Genomic DNA, 21,553 nt, shown 5'->3' with positions numbered 1-21,553 from the left:
TCGGAGCACGACGTGTCCGAGATGACCATGAGCAAAGCCGATCGTGAAAAGTTCCTCGCGGCACTCCATGTGGGCGTGATCGCGGTCGATAGGGAAGGTCGTGCGCCTCTCGCCGTTCCCATCTGGTATGGCTACGAACCCGGCGGTGAGGTCTATGTGTGGACCGGGCGGGGATCGCTGAAAGAACGCCTGATCCGGGCGGCGGGTCGATACAGTCTCGTCGCCCAGGACGAGGCGCCGCCGTATCGGTATGTCAGCGTGGAAGGTCCCGCGAGATTCGACGAGTCACCGACTGCCGATGACATCCGTGGCCTCGCCACCCGGTACCTCCCCGCCGACGAGGTCGACGCCTTCGTGGAGCAGTCCTTCGACGCAGCCAGTGCCGTCCTCATTCGCATGCGGCCCGAACACTGGCTGAGTGTCGACTACGGCAAGGGTTCCTGACACCCGAACGCGCAGAGCAGCGCTCAGAAATCGACATTATCGTCGGGGCCCTCGCCCGTGAGCGCGTCGACGACGGCAGCAAGGTCGGTGGTCGAGACCGCGCCGGCCGGTTCGCTGCGTCGGTCCTCGAGGCGGACCGGGCGCGACTGCTCGACGTGTGGTCGTGCATCCGTCATGGGAAACAACTCCTTCTGCGAGTGCCCGAGCGGCCCGGGAGGAACCGTCTCGACCCCCATCCTCCACCTGCCGTATTGCTCAGTAGTTACCAGCTAATTACTGGACGCTGCGTCCTGGGTGACGGAACACCGCCGGTCATGCCACCAGCTCATTCTCACCACTCCTGGTTCTCACGCTGTCTACCTCCACGATCCGCGACTTCGGTGGAAACCGCTGCACCGCCCACCAACTCGTAGGTCTGGCTGTGACGTTCGCCCGCAGATAGCTGATTTGGGCGAACGTCCGGGTACCGTCGACAGGAAGGACTGTTTTCGAGTTGTGGGGGAGGAATGGCATGGCACGCATACGCACGGCGGCAGAAGCAGAGGTCAACGCAGCCGAGCAGATGCAGCGACTCGGATACCACGACGCCACCGCGCTGCTCGGTGGTGTGGACGGCGGTATCGACGTGTATTCGGCGCGGGCCTATGCGCAGGTGAAATGGCGCGGCGGACGCGCAGACCGGGCGGATCTGCAGAATCTGTACGGCGCCCGCGGCACGAGCTCCGGCCGCGACCTTCTGTACTTTGCGGCCGCCGGATACACCGACGACGCCGTCGAGTACGCCGAGGCACTAGGTATCGCCCTGTTTCGCTGCGAGGCCGACGGCGAGACACCGCCGGTGGGCAGCCACGCTCCGAAGTTGATTACCGCCGCGCGTCACTCGGCGGTTGCGGTGGCGTCGGCACCATCGCAGGCGCCGGCACCTGGCAAGGCGTCGCCCGTGCTCTCCGTCGCCCGCACTGTCTGGGCGCGGGTCGCGGCATTCCTCGGTGCTCACTGGCGCCTGATCAGCGCGATCGTGTGCACGCTGGTCCTGCTGATCGCCCCCTTCGGCGAGGGAGACGTCGGACTGCGCGTCTTCGCCACGATCGCGAGTGTGGTCGGCGCCCCGGTGTTTTGGTTGCTCTACCTTCAGCACCGACAGGTGCCGGGCAGGTAGCAGGGCTATTCGGTGGGCAGTGCCTTCAGAGACCTGACGGTGGCGACGCAGGCGCGCGCGGCCTCGGCGCCCTTCTTGACGAAGTGCTCCCCGAAGAAGGTGAGGTGCTCCTCGTGCTCGTGGAAGTGGTGCGGGGTGAGCACCACCGAGAACACCGGCACATCGGTGTCGAGCTGCACCCGCATGAGGCCGTCGATCACGGCGGTGGCGACGAATTCGTGCCGGTAGATTCCGCCGTCGACCACGAGCGCAGCCGCCACGACGGCGTCGTATCGTCCGATGAGCGCGAGGCGGCGAGCGTGGAGCGGAATCTCGAAGGCGCCCGGCACCTCGAAGAAGTCCAGCTGGTCCTTCGAGTACCCGAGCGTGGCCACCTCGTCGGTGAAGCCGTCGCGGGCGCGATCGACGATGTTGCGGTGCCACGTGGCCTGGATGAACGCGATCCGTCCCTGACTCTCACTCATGGTCTGAAACTACTGCACCGGTCCTAGCGTTGCGAACGCGGCAGGGCCGTGGATCGACCCCAACCGGACTCACCGGTGAGGTGCTCGAGCAACGGCTGGATCCGATACGGCAGCGGGCTGGTCAGGGCAATCGTGGTGGTGGAGTGGGTGATCCCGGGGAGATTGGCGATCTTCTCGAGCAGCTTCTGCAGTTCGGCGTGCGTCGACGTGGCCACGCGCACCAGCAGGTCCTCGCGGCCGGTGGTCGCATGAATCTCGATGACTTCCGGCAGGTCGACGAGCCGGTTGCCGACCGCGGTGAGTTTGCCCTGCTCGAGTTCGAGTCCGACGAAGGCCTGAATCGGAATGCCCACCTGAGCCAGGTCGAGGTTGGGGCGGAAGCCGGTGAGCAGTCCGCTGGTCTCCATCCGCTTCATTCGGGACTGAACGGTGTTGCGGGCGACGCCCAGCGAGTTGGCGAGTTCGGCCACGCTCATGCGTGAGTCCTTGCCGAGCAGTCCGAGCAACTGCACGTCGAGCTTGTCGATGCTGAGCACTTTGGGCACCTCCGGGAAGTGACGACCGTCACCTGTTGCGTGAACTGATCAGTTGAACCGATTTGCGTTGACCAAATCTTAGACCAGATACAGGATCAAGCTCACGAAATGCTCAACGCGACGGATCGGGAATCGCAGATGACTCAGCTAGACGACGCTCGTACCAGTGCAGCATCCTTTGATCTCGCCGACCGATACCGGGCCGACTCGGGCCCGGTGTTGATGACCGGTGTCCAGGCCATCGCCCGCCAGATGGTGGAGCAGCACGAACGCGACCGCCGCGCGGGACTGAACGTCGCAACGTTCGTCTCCGGCTACCAGGGCAGCCCCCTCGCCGGCCTCGACCGCACCATCGCCGCGATCCCCACGTTGAGCACCGATCACGACGTCAAGTTCGTGCCCGGGATGAACGAGGAACTGGCCGCGACGTCGGTCTGGGGCAGCCAGGTGGACCTTCCCGCCGGCGAGCGAACCCACGACGGTGTCGTCGGCGTCTGGTACGGCAAGGGTCCCGGTCTCGACCGCGCCAGCGACTCCATCCGGCACGCCGCCATGTACGGCGCCAACGCCCGCGGCGGTGTCCTCGTCCTGGTCGGCGACGACCCCAACGCCAAGTCCTCCACCATCCCCTGCGCCAGCGAGCGGTCGATGGCCGCGATGGGAATGCCGGTGTTCTTCCCGCGCAACGCCGAGGAGGTCATCGCCTTCGGCCTCTACGGGGTGGCGCTGTCGCGGATCTCCGGCTGCTGGTCGGGCATGAAGATCGTCGCCGACGTGGCCGACGGACTCTGGACCCTCGACCGCAACTTCGCCGACCTCGACATCGTGCTCCCCGAGATCGAGTGGAACGGCAGGCCGTGGTCGTATCGGCAGCGTGTGCTGGCGTCCCCGCCCGACAGTGTCTACGCCGAGGCCGACCTCTACGGGCCGCGCTGGGCGATGGTCGAGGCGTTCAACGCCGCCAACGACATCGACCGGATCGAGGTGAACCCGCGCAGCGCGTGGCTGGGCATCGCCGCCGTCGGCACCGCCTACGACTCGCTGCGCCAGGCCCTGCTCGACCTCGGGCTCGGCGACTCCCAGCTCGAGGACGCCGGCATCCGCATCCTCCGCGTCGGCATGCCCTACCCGCTCGGCGCCGACAAGGTTCGCGAACTCGCCGACGGCGTCGAGCAGGTCCTCGTGGTCGAGGAGAAGATGCCGTTCGTCGAGTCGCAGCTCAAGGACATCCTCTACGGCGCCGCGAGCGCTCCTGCCGTGCTGGGCAAGAAGAACGCGCAGGGCAAGAACCTGATCCCCGTCGACGGTGAACTCACCGCCGCCCGCCTCACCGGGCCGCTGCGCCGCGTCCTGAAGGATCGGGTCGCGCTGACGCCGGCCCCGCCGCCGCGTCTCGAGCTGACCGTCCTCCCGACGTCGCGCACCCCGTACTTCTGCTCCGGCTGCCCGCACAACCGGTCCACCGCGGTGCCCGAGGGTTCTATCGCGGGCGGCGGCATCGGCTGTCACACCCTGGTCACCATGTCGGGTCGCACCGACAGCTCCGTCACGATGCTCACGCAGATGGGCGGCGAGGGCGCGCAGTGGATCGGGCAGGCCCCGTTCACCGATGTCCCGCACATGTTCCAGAACGTCGGCGACGGCACCTATTTCCACTCCGGTCAGCTCGCCGTGCAGGCGTGCGTCGCCGCCGGCGTCAACATCACCTACAAGGTGCTCTACAACTCCGCCGTCGCGATGACCGGCGCGCAGGACGCCGAGGCCGCGCTGACCGTCCCGCAGCTGACCCACAAGCTGGCGTCCGAGGGCGTCAAGCAGATCATCGTGTGCGCCGAGGACCCCAAACGGCACAAGGGAGCCCGCTTCGCGGCCAACACACTGCTGTGGGACCGCACCCGTCTCGACGAGGCGCAGCGCGTCCTGCGGGACATCGAGGGCGTCACCGTGCTGATCTTCGATCAGCAGTGCGCCGCCGAGGCCCGCCGCAAGCGCAAGCGCGGCAAGCTGCCCACCCGCCGTACCCGCGTCGTCATCAACGAGGCGGTCTGCGAGGGCTGCGGTGACTGCGGCGTGAAGTCCAACTGCCTGTCCGTGCAGCCCGTCGACACCGAATTCGGTCGCAAGACAAAGATCGACCAGACCAGCTGCAACACCGACTACTCCTGCCTCGAGGGCGACTGCCCGTCGTTCGTGACGGTCGAGCTGCCCGAGGAAGACGCGCCGAAGACGTTGCACGAGATCCCGGTTCCGCCGGAGGTCGGCGACCCCGATCCCGCCGTGTGGACCGGAACGCACAATCTGTTCATGGCCGGTGTCGGTGGTACGGGCATCGTCACCGTCAACCAGGTGCTGGGCATGGCCGCGTTGCGTGCCGGGCTGCACGTCGAGGGACTGGACCAGACCGGTCTCAGCCAGAAGGCCGGACCCGTCACGTCGCACCTGCGGCTCAGTGATCAGAAAACGCGTTCGGGGAGTTCGGCGCCGTCCAACCGGATCAGCCCCGCGACCGCCGACTGCGTCCTCGCGTTCGACCTGCTGACCGCGGCCGACGCCAAGTACGCCGGGTACGGCAGCTCCGAGCGCACCATCACCGTCGCATCGACCAGCCAGACCCCGACCGGCGACATGGTCTACGACCCCGCTGTCCGCTACCCGGACGAGGACAAGCTGCTCGAGCGTCTCGACGTCTCGGCCCGCGAGCTCACCGCGATCGACGGGCTCGCCGCCGCCACCGCATTGTTCGGCAGCACCGCCGCCGCCAACTTCCTGCTGGTCGGCGCGGCCTACCAGGCCGGCGGACTTCCCGTTCCGGCCCGCTTCATCGAGGAAGCCCTCGAAATCAACGGGGTGGCCGTGGAGTCCAACAAGGCTGCCTTCCACTGGGGACGCGTCGCCGTCGCCGACCGGGAAGCCTTCCTCGCCGCCACCAGCTCGGCCGCCGTGCCGCAGCGCAGCGACACCGTCGTTCCGACGCACCTGTTCGCCGGGTCCACCCTGGGCGGTACGACGCTCGAGCTCACCGAACGTCGCGCAGCCAATCTTGTTGCCTTCCAGGGTGACCGGGTCGCCGCCCGCTACATCGCCCTGGTGCAACAGGCGTGGGACGCCGAGCGCGAGCTGGGCGACCGCACCGAGTTCAGCGAGTCCGTCGCCGCCGGGTTGCACAAGCTCACCGCCTACAAGGACGAGTACGAAGTGGCCCGGATGCTCACCGACCAGGCCTTCCTCGACGCCGCAGCGGGCGAGGTGCCCGGCGCCGGCAAGCTGACCTACAAGCTGCATCCGCCCGTCCTCAAGGCGATGGGCCGCAAGAACAAGATCGGACTCGGGCCACGCTCCCACGTCGCCCTCAAAGCCCTCGCCAAGGCGAAGTTCCTGCGCGGCACCGCCTTCGACCCGTTCGGCTACGCCAAGGTTCGCCGGCTCGAGCGTCAACTGCTCGCGCATTTCGAGTCGACGGTCAGCGAACTGATCGCCGATCTCACCGCCGAGAACTACGACACCGCCGCTCAGATCGCCGCAGCACCCGACCTCGTGCGGGGCTACGAAGACGTGAAACTCCGCAATGTCGCCGTCTACCTCCAGCGTCTCGCCGAACTCGGCGTCGACACCTCGACCATCACGATCACCACTCCGGAAAGGTCCTGAGAAAAGATGACTCTCACCGTCGAACGTACAGATACTGCGCTGCCCGAGAAGGCTGGTGTCTTCGGACGCACCGACTTTCCCGCCGACTCGGCGCACGAGCAGGTCACGTTCTTCCAGGATCCCGCCACCGGCCTGAAGGCGATTGTCGCGATTCACGACACCACACTCGGACCTGCCCTCGGGGGCACCCGCTTCTACCCGTACGCCGACGAGGCCGCCGCGCTCGAGGACGTGCTGCGGCTGTCGCGGGGCATGACCTACAAGTCGGCGATCGCCGGAGTGGACCTCGGCGGCGGCAAGGCCGTCATCATCGGCGACCCGGCCACCGGCAAGTCGGAGGCGCTGCTCGAGGCGTACGCCCGCTTCGTGCAGACGCTCGGCGGCCGGTACATCACCGCCGGTGACGTGGGTACCAACTCCGACGACCTCGACGTCATGGGCCGCGCCACCGACTACGTCGTCGGACGCAACACATCCGCCGGCGGGTCCGGCGACAGCGCGCCGATGACCGCGCTCGGTGTCTTCCAGGCCATGAAGGCCGGCGCCCAGGCCACGTGGGGGACCCCCAGCCTTGCCGGGCGCACCGTCGGCGTCGAGGGCACCGGCAAGGTCGGCTACCAGCTGATCAAGTTGCTGCTCGCCGACGGCGCCTCGGTGGTCGCCACCGACGTCAACGCCGCCGCCCTCGACCGGGTGGTCCGCGACTTCTCCGAGGTGAAGGTGGCGTCGAGCGTCATCGATCAGAACCTCGACGTGTACGCGCCGTGCGCGATGGGCGCCACCCTGACCGACACCTCCGTCGCCGCGATCACCGCCGAGGTGATCTGCGGTGCCGCCAACAACCAGCTCGCCCACCCCGCGGTCGAGCACGACCTCGACGAACGCGGCATCACCTGGGTGCCCGACTACGTCGCCAACGGCGGCGGCATCATCCAGGTGGCCGGCGAACGCATCGGCACCCCGGCAACCGACGTCCGCGCGCAGGTCGAGAAGATCTTCGACACCGTCGTAGAGATCCTCGACACGGCCCGACGGAACGGCATCCTCGCCGGCGCCGCAGCCGACGCCGTCGCGGAGGCACGCATCGCTGCAGCCAGGTAGGCGGCTCCGCCGCCCGTGAGTGGTTAACGAGTCTCTGCACTCGTTAACCACTCACGGGCGCGAAGCGCCTACGCTCTCCCTCATGGAAAACGAGTTCGTCCGCTGGACCGAGGACGGCACCGAGCATTCGGCGGTGTGGCGGTCTACCAGCGGTGCGAGGCCGCCGAAGAAGATCCGGGTGGCAGACGACACCATGACAGCCGACGAGGCCTACCGTCTCGCTTGCGAGGGGACCGCGCTGTTGTGGCGCGGCGACTTTCACAACGCCCGGCAACTGTCCGTCGCAGTCGCGAAGCGTACCGACCGCAAACCGCGCAAGGCCTCGGACGACCCCGCGACCGCATTTCACTTGCACCGGCAGACGCAGTCGAGGCGGGCGGGAATTCTCGGCATGCTGCTGGTCCCGTTCGACGCCGATCAGTCCGTTCCGTTGCGACGGGCTCCCGACGTGCGGCAGGCCGTGCTGGAGGCCTACGGGCCGAGCGATCAGCCCACGGTCACCACTCTGCGCGACCTGCTCGGCGCGATCGGTGCCCACGAATGGCAGAAGAAGGGCGTCGACATTCCGGCCCTGGGTGCCAGAATTCATCCCGGATACGGCGTGTTTTCCCCGATCCGCGGCGAATATGTCGACCTGGTAGCGGACACCCCGCTGCCGTCGCTCGAGAAGGCATTCGACATCGGCACCGGAACGGGTGTGCTCGCGGCCGTTCTCGCCCACCGCGGCGTGAAGAAAATACTTGCCACAGAGGTTGATTCGAAGGCCCTCGCCTCCGCCCGGGCCAATCTGGAGCGACTCGGATACTCGGACCGCGTGCAGCTGGTGGAGACGGACTTGTTCCCTGAAGGTCGGGCACCCCTGGTGGTGTGCAATCCGCCGTGGATCCCCGCCAAACCCACCTCGCCCATCGAGTACGCAATCTACGACCCCGACAGCGCGATGCTCCGCGGCTTCCTCGGGGGTCTGACCGAGCACCTCGAACCCGGGGGAGAGGGCTGGCTCGTGCTCTCCGACATCGCCGAGCATCTGGGACTGCGCAGCCGGGACCAACTTCTGGCCCTCTTCGACGAAGCCGGACTTACCGTCGCCGGACGCCGCGACGTGACACCGCGGCACGGAAAGGTTGCCGACCGCACCGACCCACTGCACGCCGCGCGCGCTCGGGAAGTGACGTCGCTGTGGCGGCTGGTGCCCTCGACGCGATAGGCCGGGACGTGGCGCACCGAGAAATACCCGTGCGCCATAGGGTGGTGAGTTGTGCCGCCGCCTTCTCCTTCTTCGCCTACCCGCTTCCAGGGTGTGTTTCCTCGGGCACGGGCGTTGCCGCCGCCGGTGAAACTGCTGTTGTCGTCGATGGTCCTGTTCAACGTCGGCTTCTACCTGGTGGTCCCGTTTCTCGCCGTCCATCTGTCCGACGATCTCGGCTTCGCGGGCTGGGCCGTCGGGCTCGTCCTCGGTCTGCGGATGTTCAGCCAGCAGGGCATGTTCTTTCTGGGCGGCAGCGTGGCCGATCGGTTCGGCGTCCGCCCGGCCGTGCTCGTGGGGATCGCGATTCGGGTGGTCGGCTTCCTGGTGCTCGGGTTCTCGGACACGATGATCGCGGTGGTTGTGGGCGTGCTGCTGATCGGTGTCGCCGCCGCCCTGTTCGCCCCGGCCGTCGAGTCGGCCAATGCCGTGTACGGCAGAAAGCTGCAAGAGCAGGGCGTCATGCGGCGCACGGATCTCTTCGCGATGGAACAGATGTGCAGCCGCACGGGGACGGTGATCGGGCCCGCCCTGGGGGCCGTGCTATTGGCATTCCCGTTCTCGTGGACCGCGGTCACGGCGGCGATGCTGTTCGCGGCGATGTGGGTGGGTTTCTACCGCTGGCTGCCCGCCGACGACGACGCCGCCGTGGCAGTGCGGGAGGCAACCACGCTGCGGTTCGTGTGGCGAAGTGTGCTGACCAACAAGAGCTTTCTGGTGTTCGCCGGGCTGTGCAGCTTCCAGTTGCTGGCCTACAGCCAGCTGTATTTGATGCTGCCGGATCAACTCGAGCGGGGGCTCGGCTCGCAGGCCGCCCTCGGCTGGTTCTACGTCGGAGCCGCCGTGTTCGTGATCGTCGGTCAGACTCCGACGGTGGCCTGTGCCCACCGCATCGGGCACCGGGCGGCAATCCTCGGCGGGCTGACCCTGATCGCCGTGTCATTCCTCGCTCCGGTCGCCGGCGCCGGACAGGCGGCTGCGCCGCTGATCCAGATCGTCCTGTTGGCAGTGTGGGTGGTCGTACTGCACCTGGGACAGATGCTGATGATTCCTCCGATGCGCGACACGATCGGCGCCCTCGCCGGCGAGACCAATCTGGGTGCACACTTCGGGATGCTCAACACGATCGGCGGGGTGCTCTGCCTGCTCGGGTCGCTGGCGGTGGGGGCGATCTTCGACCTCGTCGATCTCGGTCGTGTCCCAGCGGCCACCTCCTGGGTGGCGGTGTCCGCTGCCGTGTTCGCCGCCACCGCCGCCCTCGCCGTGTGGACGGCCCGCGCCGGAGCCGTGCGCGCGATTATGCCCCGACGGGTGTCCGGTTGATCTTGTCGACGAACTGGTCGAGAACGAACGGGATGGTCAACGGGTTCGGCATCGACACGGCATCGCTCACGACGGGATCGAGTCCGACGAGCCCACCGGATCGCACGACCTCGAGATTGGTGAACGCCGGCAGGGACGTGAGCCGCTCGCGAGCCGCGTCGTAGTTGTCGACGAGCAGCACGTCGCCGTCCAAGAGGTCGAGGTTTTCGGGGGAGACGTCGAAATAGAGCGCGTTGTCGAAGCGGGTGCTCAATGCGGCGGGCAGCACGAAGCCGAGCTGGGTGAGCAACTGGCTGCGAGCAGCGGAGGGGCTGAAGGCACGCAGCGACCCGTCACCACGGACCGTCACCAGGACGGCCGACTTGCCGGCGAAGTGAGGGTTGGCGGCGCGCGCGCGAACGACGGCTTCCTCCACCTCACGGACCTGCTCGGCGGCGCGTTCGGGCAGCCCGACCGCGGCACCGATCCGCTGGGTCACCTCCTGCCACGGCAGCACCCAGTCGGTCTGATCGGCCGCGTGGAGCACGGTCGGGGCGATAGCGCTGAGCTGCTGATACGTGCTCTCGTTGATCGCGTTGTTCACCGCCACGATGAGGTCGGGAGCCGATGCGGCAATCGTTTCGACGTCGAATGAGCTGGTGGCGTTGGCCAGCGCTATCGGGTCGGCCCCGCCCAGGCTCGCGTCGGCCCACTGGCCGATACCGTCGTCGACAGAACCCTTCCAGACCGGGACGAGGACGGGAATCACGCCGAGGGACAGCAGAACGTCGGCGTCACCGATGCCGACAGCAGCGACCCGCGTCGGTGCCTGGGTGAGGGTCGTGGATCCGTGCACGTGGTCGATGGTGACCGGAAAGGCCCCCGGCTCTGCGCCAGAGGCGTTTTCACCGGCTGCGGCGGGCGACGAATCGCTGTCCGAGCCGCATGCTGACACGGCAAGACCTGCGACGGTCGCGAACGTCAGGGACAACACGGCACGTCGACTGAGGGTGGAAGGCATGAGGCAGGGTCCTTTCGAGCACTTTGGGTACCCTAATATAGGCGACGGGCCGGGCGGCCGGTTGGGCGAGCACTCGGGCCCTAATGGCGACTAGTGCGGGCTGGGGACAGCACAGTGCGCCGTCACGGTAGTCGGAACTACCACAACGGCGCACTAATAAGGTTCAGCGCTTCTTGACGTGCGAGACGATCTCGGGATCGACCTGCCCGTTCGACTTCGACTTCTTGTCGGCGCGCTTTTCTTTCAACGACTTACCGGACTTCTTGGACATGGAATTGCGGGGCGATTTGTCGGCCATGGACTCATCCCTGAACAGCGGAACCTGGACGGTGCCGATAGTGCCGACACTACGCCACATTTCGCGTAGACCGGACCAATCACAGAAGAGGGCCGTCAGGACGACGGGTCGTCGAACAGAGTCTGCTCTTCCGGGTTGTTGAACAGACCCATCTGCTCCGGCCGCGGCTTCGTTTCGGAAGCTGGATGAGGGGGCGGAAGGACGATCGTGCGCAGAGCGTCACGCAGATCTCCGACTACCCGCTCCCAGCCGTCGGCATGCGAATCGGACGTCTCGGCCATCGCCGTCTCGGCGTGCTGACGGAATTCGTCGGCGTCCCGGCGGAGCTGCGCGACCCACTCGGTACCGGTGTTGAGCAGCGACACGATGAGGTCGCGGTCGTGACCACAGACGTCGGCGACGACCGCGGCATCGGTACCGCCGTCGCCCTCGGGGTCGAGGTGGAACAACGTGAGCAGTTCGTTGGGCAGTTCGGCGGCCGTCATGCGGCTTTCGACGATGATGGCCGGCTCCTCATCGGGGTCGTCGTCCCGGCGGAAGAACAGCTGTCCGCCGAACCGCGCCGCGAAGTCACCGTCGACGGTCCTCAGGAAGTCGGAGAACACCTTGCAGCTGTCGGTGAGGTGCTGCGGGACGAACGGATTGCCCGACACCTCGAGGAACGCCGACAACCGATCGTCCACCAGCACAAACTTGATCCGCGACCACGTCCGGTTGAGGTCCGCGGTGACCTCGGCTGCCCGGGTGCGGTCGCTGATGTCGTGGATGAGCGGCGCGAAGAGCTGAACATCCACCGAGTCGGCGAGCGGGCCGATGAAGAGGATGGTGTTGCCGACCCGAATCGGAACGTCACCGTCGGGGTCCCGCTCGGGTAGCAGGCCGAGCATCGGGACCAGGGACAGCGTGATCAGCTCGTGGAGATGCTCCGCGTCGCGTGGAACGACTGCTGCGGCGGGATCGAGCTGGGTGACCAGGGGCGGACGCACCGCGACGGGATCGAATGCTGCGGCCGGGTCGGTGCTGGACGTTTCGGTGCTCAGGAACGCCGGATGCGTCACTCCCCACACGTCCCGGAACGCGGCGACGGTCATCGCGGCAAGCTGATCGGACCACGACTGCTTCTTGTCGACGAAGAACGCGGGCGACCCGTCGTCCGCCTCGTCGTCCGGACCGCGGGTCGGTCGATTCCAGCCCAACTCGGTGAGGTAGTGCTGTTCGGCGTCCGACAACATGCGGTCGGGGTGCAGATAGTGGTTGGACGGCACCTCGCAGCGCACCGTGTCGCCGTCCCAGACGACGAATTGGATGCAGGGCATCAGTCCACGAGATTCGTCGAGCTCCTCGAAGCCCGATTCGAGTACCAGAAGGTCCTCGTCGCGCATCGCTGCCAGGTAGTCGGCGAGGCGACGCTGGAACTCGGCCCAATCGCGATTTACGCTGACGTCCAGATCGAAGTCCTGCATGTCTGCTCCGTCCGGCTCGGCCACGGGTCACCTACTTTCGCCCTACACGGTAGTCGCGAACGCCGACACCGCAGCGCGGGAGGGGACGAAACGCTCAGACGGGGTGCCCGGCGTCGATACGTCCGGTCAGCCGGTCGACTGCGGCGAGGAGGTCCCAGGACGTGCCCGGCTCCACCGCCACCGTCGTATCACCCCACACCAGGTAGCGACCGTCGCCGTCGATGTCGCGCCAGGCGAGACCGCCCACCGGTTGCGAGGAGCGCCGCCCACCCCGGATCACCACGATGGTGCCCTGGCTCGTCGATGACTGCTCGAGGAGCTTCGTGACCGCACGGGCCCGCAGGGACCGCTCTGCTGGTCCGGTCATCTCCGCGCGGGTGACCACGGTGCCGGGGGCGTGCCCGGCGTCGACGTCCGGAAGCTGGGCAATCAGCTGGCGGGCGAGGTCGTAGGGCTCGCAGCGGCGGAGCACCACTTCGGCGCCGGCATGCTGCTGGGCGGCGATCGCATGCCCCCGGGCCGTGGCCCCGAGCAGTCGGATCGGGGTGTTGCTGCACTCGCCCAGAGAACCCGAAATCTCGATCCGCAGTTCCGGCTCGGCGAGCACCCCGAGCGCGGCCGCGAGGTGGTCGTGTTCGGGACCGGACAATTCGTCCCTGACTCTGCTCTGCTCGGCTGCATACTCCGCGGCGTCGGCTTGTCGGCTCCCACCACGGAAGGGAAACGGGAGACGATCCTGTCCGGTCTTCGCCCACAGCGCCGGGAATTGCCCGGCGCTCAACGTCCACTGCGTCACGCTCAGCGGCCGATCACAGCCGGGGATACGTGGGGCAGTGGGCCGATGACCGGACTCCCAGGATCGATGTTCCTGAGATACGTGTGCTCCTCTGCGGGCGCCTGCTCACCGGTGCCCGTCGACTGGGACTTCGCGGCCGGCTTCTGGGCAGGCGCGGCTGCCGACGCCTGGTGGGCAGCGACCACCCGGTTGGCGTACTGAGCGACCCCGCCACCGACGGCGCCGGCCAGGGCCGCACCCGCCACGGACCCCGAGCCCGAGCCCGTTCCGGCGGGCACATCGTGCTGTCGGGGTACGTCGGTGAAATCGTCGTGAGGGCTTTCACCTCGTCGGTGCTCATTAGGAGAGTCCTCCGGGCGAGTATCTTCTGCCACCTGTGGATCGCTGGGGATCCCGTGTATTCCGTTAGGGCCGTAGTCGAATCCGACGGGCTGGCCAGTGGCGGCGGCGTGCGTCGAAGTAATCTCGCCTGCGTCGGGCGTTCGAGCATCCAGGGTGGGGAGCTGTCCGCCCGCAGTCTGGTTTGCCGACGAGTAGACAGAGCCCATCGCCGCTTTCGCCGCGTCCTCCGCAGCCACGGATTCGGCTTCACCGCTCCAATTCCACGGCATCACCCGCGTCCAGTCTGTGGCGTACCCGACCGGTTCGCCGACAGCTGCCCGGACCGCCTCGGCCCCGGCAATCGCCTCCCGCAGCGCCGCCCCGACGTCGCGGAAGCCTTCACTCGCCGGGTGCGCGCCAACGACGTAGGAGTCGATCGCGGAGGCGGCAGCCCCGGCAGCGGGTCCCCGCCACCCGCTCGCGAGCGCACTACGGGTGGCGTCATGAAAAGCGGTGATCGAGTCCTGGAATCGGCGGCCGATCTCGTCCCAGGCGGCCGCCACCGCCTCGGACGTCGCCGGCGACATCGCCTCGACGGCGCCTCTGATCGCGCGGTGGTCCCACTGCTCCGACTGGAAGTTCTCGCAACTCGCCCGGTGGTCGTACTCGTCACTCATGTGAAGCCCTCCCATGCCGGCCACTCTCGGTCCCCGAATGGATCCCCCCGATCCGGCGGGAAGCAACCTTACAGGCGGCTCGACGCGTCACACCATCACGAATCTTCGCGACGGTCCGGCGACGCTCAGCGCTGCGGACGGGTGGTCACCGGAGGAATGGTGATCACCGGACGGGTCGTCGTGGTGGTGGTCGGGGTCGGTTGGGCGGGTATTCCCGCTGCGGCCCGTGCGTCGGGCGCCTCGGTGGTGGTGATCACCGGTGCGCGCGTCACCGGGGGCTGGGTGACCGGGGGCTGGGTGACGGGCGCCCGGGCGACCGGAGGCTGGATGACGGGGGCAACCTGGACGGTGGGGCGAGGAACGATCGTCGCAACGGGGGCCGGCGGCAGGGGCGCCGCTGCGGACGGCAACGTGGTGGTGGGGGCGGGCTCGGTGGTGACCGGGATCGCTCGCGGTGTGGTGAGGTCCGCCATCTGCCACGTCGGAGTCGGTGGCACGAAAACCTGGTAGGTCGCGGGCTCGGCGCTGTAAGCACCGGCGGCCTGCAATCCCTCCGAGGACAGCGGGGGTGGCGCCACATACGCATTACTGCTGTCGAACACCCCGCCCGCAGCGCCCACCATGAGGCCCGAGACCGCGGATACAGCGGCAATCGCAAGTGCCCCGATCGCTACGGTTCTGTCGTCCATTCGCTACCTGTCGTCGGCGTCCAAATGCGTCCACCATAGAGGGTGGCCTGCTCGAACGCCGCACGTGTACGCCCGCCGAGCGCATCCGGAAGGTTCGCTCGAAAGTTGCCGGGTTCGGCGCACGCTGACGAGAACTCTTGTTCGGTACAGCCCCCACGATCACGATCGATCGGTGTCCATATCGCTCCGACCGGGGGTAATGATGTCGCTACTCGACAAGTTCTTCCGCCGCACGCCGCTGTCCGCACGAGCCGGGGTGGCTGTCGCTGCGTCCGCCATCCTCTTCGCGTCGTGACGGTTAACTCACCCGTGAGTACTTGTTGACAGCGGGGTGTGCAGAAGTGCTCACGGGTGTGGACTCACGGATGAAGCGGCCGATCTCCCGAATCGCCTTTCTGCCCTCGGGGAGCAGCCCCGCAGCGGCCTGGAAGACGTGCACCTGGCGTTCCCAGATCTGCAGTTCGCACGGGACTCCCGCCTGGGAGAGTCGTTGCGACATCAACTCCGCGTCGACGTACACCATTTCCTGTGAACCGGTCTGGATCAGCGCGGGCGGCATCGCAGCGAGGTCGCCGTCCACGGGGGAGGTGGACGGTTGGTGCCCGCCGCGGGTATCGAGGCGTTCGATGAGTGTCGACAGTGCGCCGACCGCGCGCCGGGGGAACACCGCGCACAGGTCGGCGTTGGGGTGCGCCAGCTTGTTGACCGGATCCAGGTCGGTCAGTGGCGACAGCGCGACATCCGCGGCGGGGCGGGGAAGTCCCTGCCGTAATGCTTCGAGCGTCACCATGAATGTCAGGAAACCGCCCGCGGAGTCGCCGGCAATGACGATCCGATCGGCGGTGTAGCCGTGCGCGAGAAGCCAGCGGTAGCCGTCGACCCCGTCGTCCACCGCCGCGCGGATGGGATTCTGCGGGATCATCCGGTAAGCCACGTTCAAGGTGGACGCCTGGGATTCGGTCGAGATACGAGACACCATCTGCCGGTGCGAATTGATTCCGCAACACAGGAAGGCGCCGCCGTGCAGGTACAAGATGGCCCGGTTGCCGTTCTCGCCGGCGGGGCGGATCCATTCGGCGCGGCAGTGGGGAAGTCGGATCGGCCTCCGCTGGGTCCCACGGACGGGGCCGAGGGAGTACCCGAGATAGTCGACCACCCCGGTGGGCCACGGCAGGTCGGGGTAGCGGGCCCAGCCGTCGAGGAACGGCCGGACGGTGCGCCGGAGGGTGTGCGCGAGGGCAGCGGACTGCACGCTCGTCCCCACGAAGTCGCGCCGGGTCAGCGGTAGCGGCGAGGGGCAGAACTCCGCAGATGCAGTGCTCATGGCCTGCCTCCTTCGGTCCGCGGTCGTTCGGTGACGCCCGTGGTTGGGGTCACCGTTCTTGCGCCGCACGATCTATATCGGAGTTGTGCGCACGGACGCTACGCCCGACGTACCATCCACAGGAAAGTCGTAATGGAATAGTGACCGAGCGGGGGTGAACGTCCAGGTGGGGATAATGCCGGTTACCGATTCGATATTCCTGTTAGGCGAATCGAGGGAGCATCCGATGCATGTCGGGTCGCTCGAATTGTTTACTCCGCCCGACGATGCCGGGCCCGACTACGTGAAGACGATGCTCGACACGATGCTGTCGCACAAGACCGTCGACTCCACGTTCCGGAAGAAGCCGCAAGGTCCCGTCGGCAGCGTCGGCAACCTGTGGTGGGCGGACGAGGGCGACAACGTGGATCTCGAATACCACGTTCGGCATTCGGCGCTGCCGGCACCGTGTCGGGTTCGGGAACTGCTGACGCTCACCTCCCGGCTGCACGGCACACTTCTCGACCGTCACCGCCCCTTGTGGGAGATGTACGTGATCGAGGGGCTCAGCGACGGCCGGTTCGCCATCTACACCAAGTTGCATCATTCGCTGATGGATGGCGTATCCGGGCTCCGGTTGCTGCAGCGCACGCTGACCACGGACCCCACGGTGCGTGATGCACCGCCGCCGTGGAACTTGCCGCGTGGGGAGAAGAAACCGGACAGCGGCGGTGGTCTGGACCTCGGATCGGTGTTCGGCGGCCTCCGCCGCACGGTCGGTGAGGTGGCCGGTCTCGCCCCGGCATCCCTGCGCATCGCCCGTACCGCGCTGGGGCAACACGATATGAAGTTCCCGTACGAGGCGCCCAGGACCATGCTCAATGTCCCGATCGGGGGCGCGCGGCGTTTCGCCGCCCAGTCGTGGTCGCTCGAGCGCGTCAACGCCGTGCGTAAGTCGGCGGGGGTGAGTGTCAACGACGTCGTGCTCGCCATGTGCGCCGGAGCGTTGCGCCACTACCTGACCGAACAGGACGGATTGCCGGACGCGCCGCTCATCGCCATGGTTCCCGTCTCCTTGCGTGACGAGAAGAAGGTGGACGCCGGAGGCAACTCCGTGGGGGTCACGTTGTGCAATCTGGCGACAGACATCGAGGACCCGGCCGATCGGTTGTCGGCCATCTCGGCGTCCATGTCCCAGGGAAAAGAGTTGTTCAGCAGTCTCACCCCGATGCAGGCGCTGGCGTGGTCGGCGGTCAACATGTCGCCGATCGCCCTGACTCCGATTCCGGGCGTGGTGCGCCTCACGCCGCCGCCGTTCAATGTGATCATCTCGAACGTTCCCGGACCACCGAAGACGATGTACTTCAACGGATCCCGTCTCGACGGGCTTTATCCGACGTCGGTGGTGCTGGACGGGCAGGCCCTCAACATCACCCTCACCAACAACGGTGGCAATCTCGACTTCGGGGTGGTGGGATGCCGGCGATCGGTTCCGAGTTTGCAGCGGATCCTCATCCACCTCGAAACGGCGCTCGCGGAACTCGAGAAGGCGCTGTTGTGACGTGACGTTGCTCGAGCGGGGGCGCGGCGTGGTCAGCCTCGCCGCGACTCCTGCTCGACCAGCGCGCGCTTCGACTCCTCGTGCAAGACCTCGAGAAGTTCGTGTTCGACGTCCGCGAACTCCGGCGACGTCATCATCGACAGCTCCCGGGGGCGGGGCAGATCCACGGTCACCTCACGCCGGACGGTGGCCGGTCGTGCCGATAGCACGACCACCCGGTCCGACAAGTACACGGCTTCACGAATGTCGTGGGTGATCATCAGCACCGTCCACCGATAGCGCTGCCACACCTCCTGCAACCAGGCCTGCATCTCGGTGCGGGTCAAAGAATCCAGGGCACCGAACGGTTCGTCGAGGAGGAGAACTGGGCGCTCCTGAACGACGGTGCGGAGCATCGCAGCGCGTTGCCGCATCCCGCCCGACAACTGGCTGGGTCGCGCGTCCTCGAACCCGGCGAGGCCGAACACGGGGAAGAGGGCGCGGGCGCGTTCGCGTGCGTCACGTCGGGGCATGCCCTGCACCTCGAGACCGAGGGTGGTGTTGTCGAGAACGGTGCGCCACGGGAACAGAAGGTCCTTCTGCGGCATGTATGCACACTGGGCCGAACCGCCACCGGCCGCGGGCACCGGCGTGCCGCCGATCGTGACGGTGCCGGAGTCGGGTCGGTCGAGGCCGGCGAGCATCGCGAACGCTGTGCTTTTCCCACACCCGCTCGGTCCGATGACCGACACGAACTCGCCCGGTTCGACGGTGAACGACACCGTGTCGAGTACGGGCCGGACGCCGCCGCGGACGGGGAAGGCCTTGGACAACCCGCACAGTTCGACCCGCGCGTCGTCAGTCATTACGGCTCCTCTCGGCGGCGATCCACGGCGCGACGGCACGTTCGACCGCGAAGGTGAGCAGGTAGAGACTGACGCTGATCACCGCGGTCACCAGCACCGCGGCCAACACCAGGTCGGTCCGGAACGAGTTCTTCTGGGTGGCCATGTAAATGCCCAGACCCGAGGTAGCGCCGACGTATTCGGCGAACACCGCTCCTACGACGGCGTAGGTGATGCCGATCCGCAGGGCCGTGAAAAAGCGCGGAATTGCCGAGGGCAGCCGGACGTAGCGGAACTCCTGCCACCGGGACGCGCCCATACTGCGCAGCAGTGATCCGGCCTCCCGATCGGCCGCCGCGAACCCTTCGATCAGGCCGATCGTCATCGGGAAGAAGGTGGCGAGCGCGATGACGAGAATCTTGGGCAGCAAGCCGAAGCCGAACCAGATGATCATCAGTGGTGCGATGGCGATGATGGGCAGTGTCTGCGACACCACGAACAGCGGCACGAACGCGCGCCGCAGCCACGGCGAGAAATCGACCAGAACCGCGAGCGCCCAGGCACACAGCAGAGACACCGCGAAGCCGATGATGGTGACCTGAAGGGTGGCGGAGGCATGTCCGGCGATGACGTCGCGGGCACGCCACCCCTGCGCGACCACACGGAGCGGCGACGGCAGCACCTGCGGACGGATTCCGCTGACACTGACATAAATCTGCCAGGCGACCACCAGCGCCACGACGACCACGAGCGCAGGGAGTCCCCGCCGCAGGACCGAGGACGTCCCCGGCCCCGCGGATCGCGAACTCGTCTCAGGGTGTGTCGAGGTACTCATTGGTGAAATATGTCGACCAGTCGGGCTCGGCGGTCACCTGCGCTCCGTCGGGTCCCGTCAGCAAGCCGTGTTCGAACAGGAATCCCGAGTACCCTGCCCACTTCTCCGTGGTCTGTGTACCGACGGTCCCGGCGGAATCTTTCATGTACTGGGACGAGAGCATCTGCTGGCTTTCCCGCACCAGCGACTCGTCCGGGAACGCACCGGGATTGGCGTCGATCAGCATCTGCGCGGCCTGATCGGGCTGGTCGGCCGCGAACTGGTAGCCCCGCTGCAGGGCCTGGACGAACTTCCGTGCCTCCTCGGGGTGCTCGGCCATCCATCCCTCGTTTCCCTCGATCACGAGTGCATACGCGTCGGGAAATCCGAAGTCCGTGTAGTGGAAGTACCGCATCGGCGTTCCCTGGTGCTCGGCCTCGATGCCTTCCCACGCAAAGAACGACACGGTGAAGTCGGCGGTGCCGGAGTAGACCGCCTCGTACGCGGACGTGCCGAGGGTGACGGTGGTGAATTCACCCTTGCCGCCATCGTTGCGGATGATCTGTTTCAGCGTCGCTTCGCCGTCGGGGTCGGCGAAGCCCGCGTAAATCTTGCCGTCCAAGTCCCGAGGGCGGGTGATGTCGGGGCGGTCCGCCCTGACCGCGATGCCCGTGGCCCAGTGCTGCAGAGGTGCGAGCACGGACTTCGTCTGGGCACCCGCAGCCTTGGAGAAGGTCGCCGAACTCTGGAAACTCACGCCGAACTCGGCATTGCCGGCGTCGACGAGCGTGTCAGGGGACGTGTCGTTGTACGGCAGAACCTCCACGTCGAGTCCGGCGTCGGCGAAATAGCCCTGTTCGAGGGCGACGAACAAACCGGTGTGATTGGTGTTCGGCGTCCAGTCGAGGGCGAATCTGATGGTGTCGTCCGACGACCCGTTGTCGGCGCACCCGGCCAGTACGGAGAGTGCGGACACGAGGACGACGGCTGCAGCGGCGGCGCGCTTCGTGCGCGCGAAGAACGTCACGACTTCGGCCACTTCTGCTCGTTCAGGGCGGTATCCCAGAACAGGAGTTCGTACCGGCTGGCGACGACGAACGCCTCGATCATGGCCTCACGCTGCGCTTCGGTGGCGGCATCGGCGGCAGCGTCCACCAGTTCGCGGGCGGTGGCCACGGCAGCGTGGAACTCCTCGGCATCGTAGGTGGTCACCCACTGCGCGTACGGATGCGATGGGTCCGCGGAGAGCACCTCGCGGGCGCTGGCGGCGAGTCGTCGTCCCACGTCGGCGTAGATCCAGAAGCAGGGCAGTACCGCAGCCGCGGCAACCGGATACGGCTCGGTGGCGGCGACGGCGGTCAGATAGGAGACGTACCCGAGGCAGGCCTGCGAATGCTGCGGCTGAGCGTCCGACGCGGGCAACTTTCCGCCGCTCAGCAGATTCTGGTGCAAGCTGGCCTCGACGGTGGCTGCCGTGGCGGCGGAGTTGGCCCAGAATCCGGCCGCGACGGGGTCCGGAGCGTGCGCGGCCACCAGTGACAGTGCTTTCGCGTACCCGGTGAGGTACAGAAAGTCCTGTTCGATGTACGTGCGGAACACGTCCAGCGGAAGAGTGCCGTCACCGAGCCGGCGGAGAAATTCGAGCGCGTCGATCGCGTCCCGCAACACCGTGGTCCGGTCCCACAAGAGGTCCGTGAATCGGGTGTGCCGGCCCACGACGGCGGCATCATGGACAGAGCTGTTCACTACAATGACATCCCTTCGTCAGCATTACCTGAGCAGGTTCCCGGGTGTGATCTCAGCCCCGCCCGTGCGGAGCACCCCGTGTCAGAACAAGCCGACCCTAGCACCGCCCGCCGGGAGAGCGGAAAAGCCCCGTTCACTCG

22 protein-coding genes and 1 riboswitch are annotated in these 21,553 nt (G+C 67.1%); of the genes, 8 read left to right on the top strand and 14 right to left on the bottom strand.

Going from position 1 to position 21,553, the window contains the following annotated elements; translation table 11 throughout:
- Positions 1-27 precede the first annotated feature (27 nt).
- Entirely contained in the window at positions 28-444 is a 417-nt protein-coding gene (locus R4P95_RS29880) for a pyridoxamine 5'-phosphate oxidase family protein (protein ID WP_397517765.1), read from the top strand.
- A 23-nt stretch (positions 445-467) separates the two neighbouring features.
- On the opposite strand, the gene R4P95_RS29875 is transcribed toward R4P95_RS29880, so the two are convergent.
- Positions 468-620, bottom strand: a complete 153-nt coding sequence (locus R4P95_RS29875; protein ID WP_162603204.1) for a hypothetical protein — start codon at positions 618-620, stop codon at positions 468-470.
- A gap of 335 nt (positions 621-955) precedes the next feature.
- Here R4P95_RS29875 and R4P95_RS29870 point away from each other — a divergent pair, with 335 nt between their 5' ends.
- A complete protein-coding gene (locus tag R4P95_RS29870; RefSeq protein ID WP_317747101.1) occupies positions 956-1,603 on the top strand; it encodes a restriction endonuclease in 648 nt (215 codons plus the stop codon).
- Between the two features lie 5 nt (positions 1,604-1,608).
- Here the strand turns inward: R4P95_RS29870 and R4P95_RS29865 are convergent, their stop codons facing one another.
- On the bottom strand, positions 1,609-2,067 hold the full coding sequence (locus R4P95_RS29865; protein WP_159921032.1) for a 6,7-dimethyl-8-ribityllumazine synthase: 459 nt from the start codon (positions 2,065-2,067) through the stop codon (positions 1,609-1,611).
- A 23-nt stretch (positions 2,068-2,090) separates the two neighbouring features.
- Positions 2,091-2,603, bottom strand: coding sequence for an Lrp/AsnC family transcriptional regulator (locus R4P95_RS29860; protein WP_109328528.1), 513 nt, complete (start codon positions 2,601-2,603; stop codon positions 2,091-2,093).
- 138 nt (positions 2,604-2,741) lie between these two features.
- Between R4P95_RS29860 and R4P95_RS29855 the strand changes: the two genes are divergently transcribed.
- From R4P95_RS29855 to R4P95_RS29840, 4 genes are all read left to right on the top strand, one after another.
- The gene (locus R4P95_RS29855) at positions 2,742-6,251 is read left to right on the top strand and encodes an indolepyruvate ferredoxin oxidoreductase family protein (protein WP_317747102.1); all 3,510 of its coding nucleotides are present in this window, start codon (positions 2,742-2,744) and stop codon (positions 6,249-6,251) included.
- 6 nt (positions 6,252-6,257) lie between these two features.
- Positions 6,258-7,352 (top strand): Glu/Leu/Phe/Val family dehydrogenase, encoded by a 1,095-nt coding sequence (locus tag R4P95_RS29850; RefSeq protein ID WP_317747103.1) that lies wholly within the window; start codon positions 6,258-6,260, stop codon positions 7,350-7,352.
- 82 nt (positions 7,353-7,434) lie between these two features.
- The gene (locus tag R4P95_RS29845; RefSeq protein ID WP_213572749.1) at positions 7,435-8,559 is read left to right on the top strand and encodes a methyltransferase; all 1,125 of its coding nucleotides are present in this window, start codon (positions 7,435-7,437) and stop codon (positions 8,557-8,559) included.
- Between the two features lie 51 nt (positions 8,560-8,610).
- Complete coding sequence (locus R4P95_RS29840) at positions 8,611-9,921, top strand: MFS transporter (protein ID WP_317747104.1); 1,311 nt, start codon at positions 8,611-8,613, stop codon at positions 9,919-9,921.
- On the opposite strand, the gene R4P95_RS29835 is transcribed toward R4P95_RS29840, so the two are convergent.
- From R4P95_RS29835 to R4P95_RS29810, 6 genes are all read right to left on the bottom strand, one after another.
- Complete coding sequence (locus tag R4P95_RS29835) at positions 9,896-10,921, bottom strand: ABC transporter substrate-binding protein (RefSeq protein ID WP_213572748.1); 1,026 nt, start codon at positions 10,919-10,921, stop codon at positions 9,896-9,898. The genes R4P95_RS29840 and R4P95_RS29835 overlap by 26 nt on opposite strands.
- A 163-nt stretch (positions 10,922-11,084) precedes the next feature.
- A complete protein-coding gene (locus R4P95_RS29830; RefSeq protein ID WP_257792473.1) occupies positions 11,085-11,219 on the bottom strand; it encodes a hypothetical protein in 135 nt (44 codons plus the stop codon).
- 95 nt (positions 11,220-11,314) lie between these two features.
- On the bottom strand, positions 11,315-12,706 hold the full coding sequence (locus tag R4P95_RS29825; protein WP_317747105.1) for a T3SS (YopN, CesT) and YbjN peptide-binding chaperone 1: 1,392 nt from the start codon (positions 12,704-12,706) through the stop codon (positions 11,315-11,317).
- A 70-nt stretch (positions 12,707-12,776) separates the two neighbouring features.
- A complete protein-coding gene (locus tag R4P95_RS29820) occupies positions 12,777-13,463 on the bottom strand; it encodes an ESX secretion-associated protein EspG (protein WP_317747107.1) in 687 nt (228 codons plus the stop codon).
- Positions 13,464-13,480: 17 nt separating this feature from the next.
- Positions 13,481-14,476: a hypothetical protein gene (locus R4P95_RS29815; RefSeq protein ID WP_317747108.1), complete on the bottom strand. Its 996-nt coding sequence runs from the start codon at positions 14,474-14,476 to the stop codon at positions 13,481-13,483.
- Positions 14,477-14,601: 125 nt separating this feature from the next.
- On the bottom strand, positions 14,602-15,165 hold the full coding sequence (locus R4P95_RS29810; RefSeq protein WP_317747109.1) for a hypothetical protein: 564 nt from the start codon (positions 15,163-15,165) through the stop codon (positions 14,602-14,604).
- Positions 15,166-15,337: 172 nt separating this feature from the next.
- Between R4P95_RS29810 and R4P95_RS29805 the strand changes: the two genes are divergently transcribed.
- The gene (locus R4P95_RS29805) at positions 15,338-15,460 is read left to right on the top strand and encodes a hypothetical protein (protein WP_283254021.1); all 123 of its coding nucleotides are present in this window, start codon (positions 15,338-15,340) and stop codon (positions 15,458-15,460) included.
- Positions 15,461-15,463: 3 nt separating this feature from the next.
- Here the strand turns inward: R4P95_RS29805 and R4P95_RS29800 are convergent, their stop codons facing one another.
- Positions 15,464-16,489: an alpha/beta hydrolase gene (locus tag R4P95_RS29800; protein ID WP_213572743.1), complete on the bottom strand. Its 1,026-nt coding sequence runs from the start codon at positions 16,487-16,489 to the stop codon at positions 15,464-15,466.
- A 166-nt stretch (positions 16,490-16,655) separates the two neighbouring features.
- On the opposite strand from R4P95_RS29800, the gene R4P95_RS29795 reads away from it, so the two are divergent.
- Positions 16,656-18,029: a wax ester/triacylglycerol synthase family O-acyltransferase gene (locus tag R4P95_RS29795; protein ID WP_317747183.1), complete on the top strand. Its 1,374-nt coding sequence runs from the start codon at positions 16,656-16,658 to the stop codon at positions 18,027-18,029.
- A 32-nt stretch (positions 18,030-18,061) separates the two neighbouring features.
- Here the strand turns inward: R4P95_RS29795 and R4P95_RS29790 are convergent, their stop codons facing one another.
- From R4P95_RS29790 to R4P95_RS29775, 4 genes are all read right to left on the bottom strand, one after another.
- Positions 18,062-18,874: an ABC transporter ATP-binding protein gene (locus tag R4P95_RS29790; protein WP_159921050.1), complete on the bottom strand. Its 813-nt coding sequence runs from the start codon at positions 18,872-18,874 to the stop codon at positions 18,062-18,064.
- Positions 18,867-19,688, bottom strand: coding sequence for an ABC transporter permease (locus R4P95_RS29785; RefSeq protein ID WP_213572741.1), 822 nt, complete (start codon positions 19,686-19,688; stop codon positions 18,867-18,869). The genes R4P95_RS29790 and R4P95_RS29785 overlap by 8 nt, the downstream gene beginning before the upstream one ends.
- The gene (locus R4P95_RS29780) at positions 19,666-20,694 is read right to left on the bottom strand and encodes an ABC transporter substrate-binding protein (RefSeq protein ID WP_397517764.1); all 1,029 of its coding nucleotides are present in this window, start codon (positions 20,692-20,694) and stop codon (positions 19,666-19,668) included. Before R4P95_RS29780 ends, R4P95_RS29785 begins: the two co-directional genes overlap by 23 nt.
- Positions 20,691-21,413, bottom strand: a complete 723-nt coding sequence (locus R4P95_RS29775; protein ID WP_317747111.1) for a TenA family protein — start codon at positions 21,411-21,413, stop codon at positions 20,691-20,693. Before R4P95_RS29775 ends, R4P95_RS29780 begins: the two co-directional genes overlap by 4 nt.
- A riboswitch (TPP riboswitch) is annotated at positions 21,407-21,502 on the bottom strand. Its footprint overlaps the gene before it by 7 nt.
- Positions 21,503-21,553 lie beyond the last annotated feature (51 nt).

The sequence above is a fragment of the Rhodococcus sp. IEGM 27 genome, assembly GCF_033142305.1.
GTDB classification, from domain to species: Bacteria; Actinomycetota; Actinomycetes; order Mycobacteriales; family Mycobacteriaceae; genus Rhodococcus_F; species Rhodococcus_F oxybenzonivorans.
This window is presented reverse-complemented; position numbering and strand designations above follow the sequence as displayed.

Coding starts and splice junctions, on each gene's coding strand:
- R4P95_RS29790 (WP_159921050.1), bottom strand. CDS start 18,874: ATGACTGACGACGCGCGGGTCGAACTGTGCGGGTTGTCCAAGGCCTTC.
- R4P95_RS29785 (WP_213572741.1), bottom strand. CDS start 19,688: ATGAGTACCTCGACACACCCTGAGACGAGTTCGCGATCCGCGGGGCCG.
- R4P95_RS29875 (WP_162603204.1), bottom strand. CDS start 620: ATGACGGATGCACGACCACACGTCGAGCAGTCGCGCCCGGTCCGCCTC.
- R4P95_RS29815 (WP_317747108.1), bottom strand. CDS start 14,476: ATGAGTGACGAGTACGACCACCGGGCGAGTTGCGAGAACTTCCAGTCG.
- R4P95_RS29855 (WP_317747102.1), top strand. CDS start 2,742: ATGACTCAGCTAGACGACGCTCGTACCAGTGCAGCATCCTTTGATCTC.
- R4P95_RS29845 (WP_213572749.1), top strand. CDS start 7,435: ATGGAAAACGAGTTCGTCCGCTGGACCGAGGACGGCACCGAGCATTCG.
- R4P95_RS29850 (WP_317747103.1), top strand. CDS start 6,258: ATGACTCTCACCGTCGAACGTACAGATACTGCGCTGCCCGAGAAGGCT.
- R4P95_RS29865 (WP_159921032.1), bottom strand. CDS start 2,067: ATGAGTGAGAGTCAGGGACGGATCGCGTTCATCCAGGCCACGTGGCAC.
- R4P95_RS29880 (WP_397517765.1), top strand. CDS start 28: ATGAGCAAAGCCGATCGTGAAAAGTTCCTCGCGGCACTCCATGTGGGC.
- R4P95_RS29830 (WP_257792473.1), bottom strand. CDS start 11,219: ATGGCCGACAAATCGCCCCGCAATTCCATGTCCAAGAAGTCCGGTAAG.
- R4P95_RS29810 (WP_317747109.1), bottom strand. CDS start 15,165: ATGGACGACAGAACCGTAGCGATCGGGGCACTTGCGATTGCCGCTGTA.
- R4P95_RS29800 (WP_213572743.1), bottom strand. CDS start 16,489: ATGAGCACTGCATCTGCGGAGTTCTGCCCCTCGCCGCTACCGCTGACC.
- R4P95_RS29870 (WP_317747101.1), top strand. CDS start 956: ATGGCACGCATACGCACGGCGGCAGAAGCAGAGGTCAACGCAGCCGAG.
- R4P95_RS29835 (WP_213572748.1), bottom strand. CDS start 10,921: ATGCCTTCCACCCTCAGTCGACGTGCCGTGTTGTCCCTGACGTTCGCG.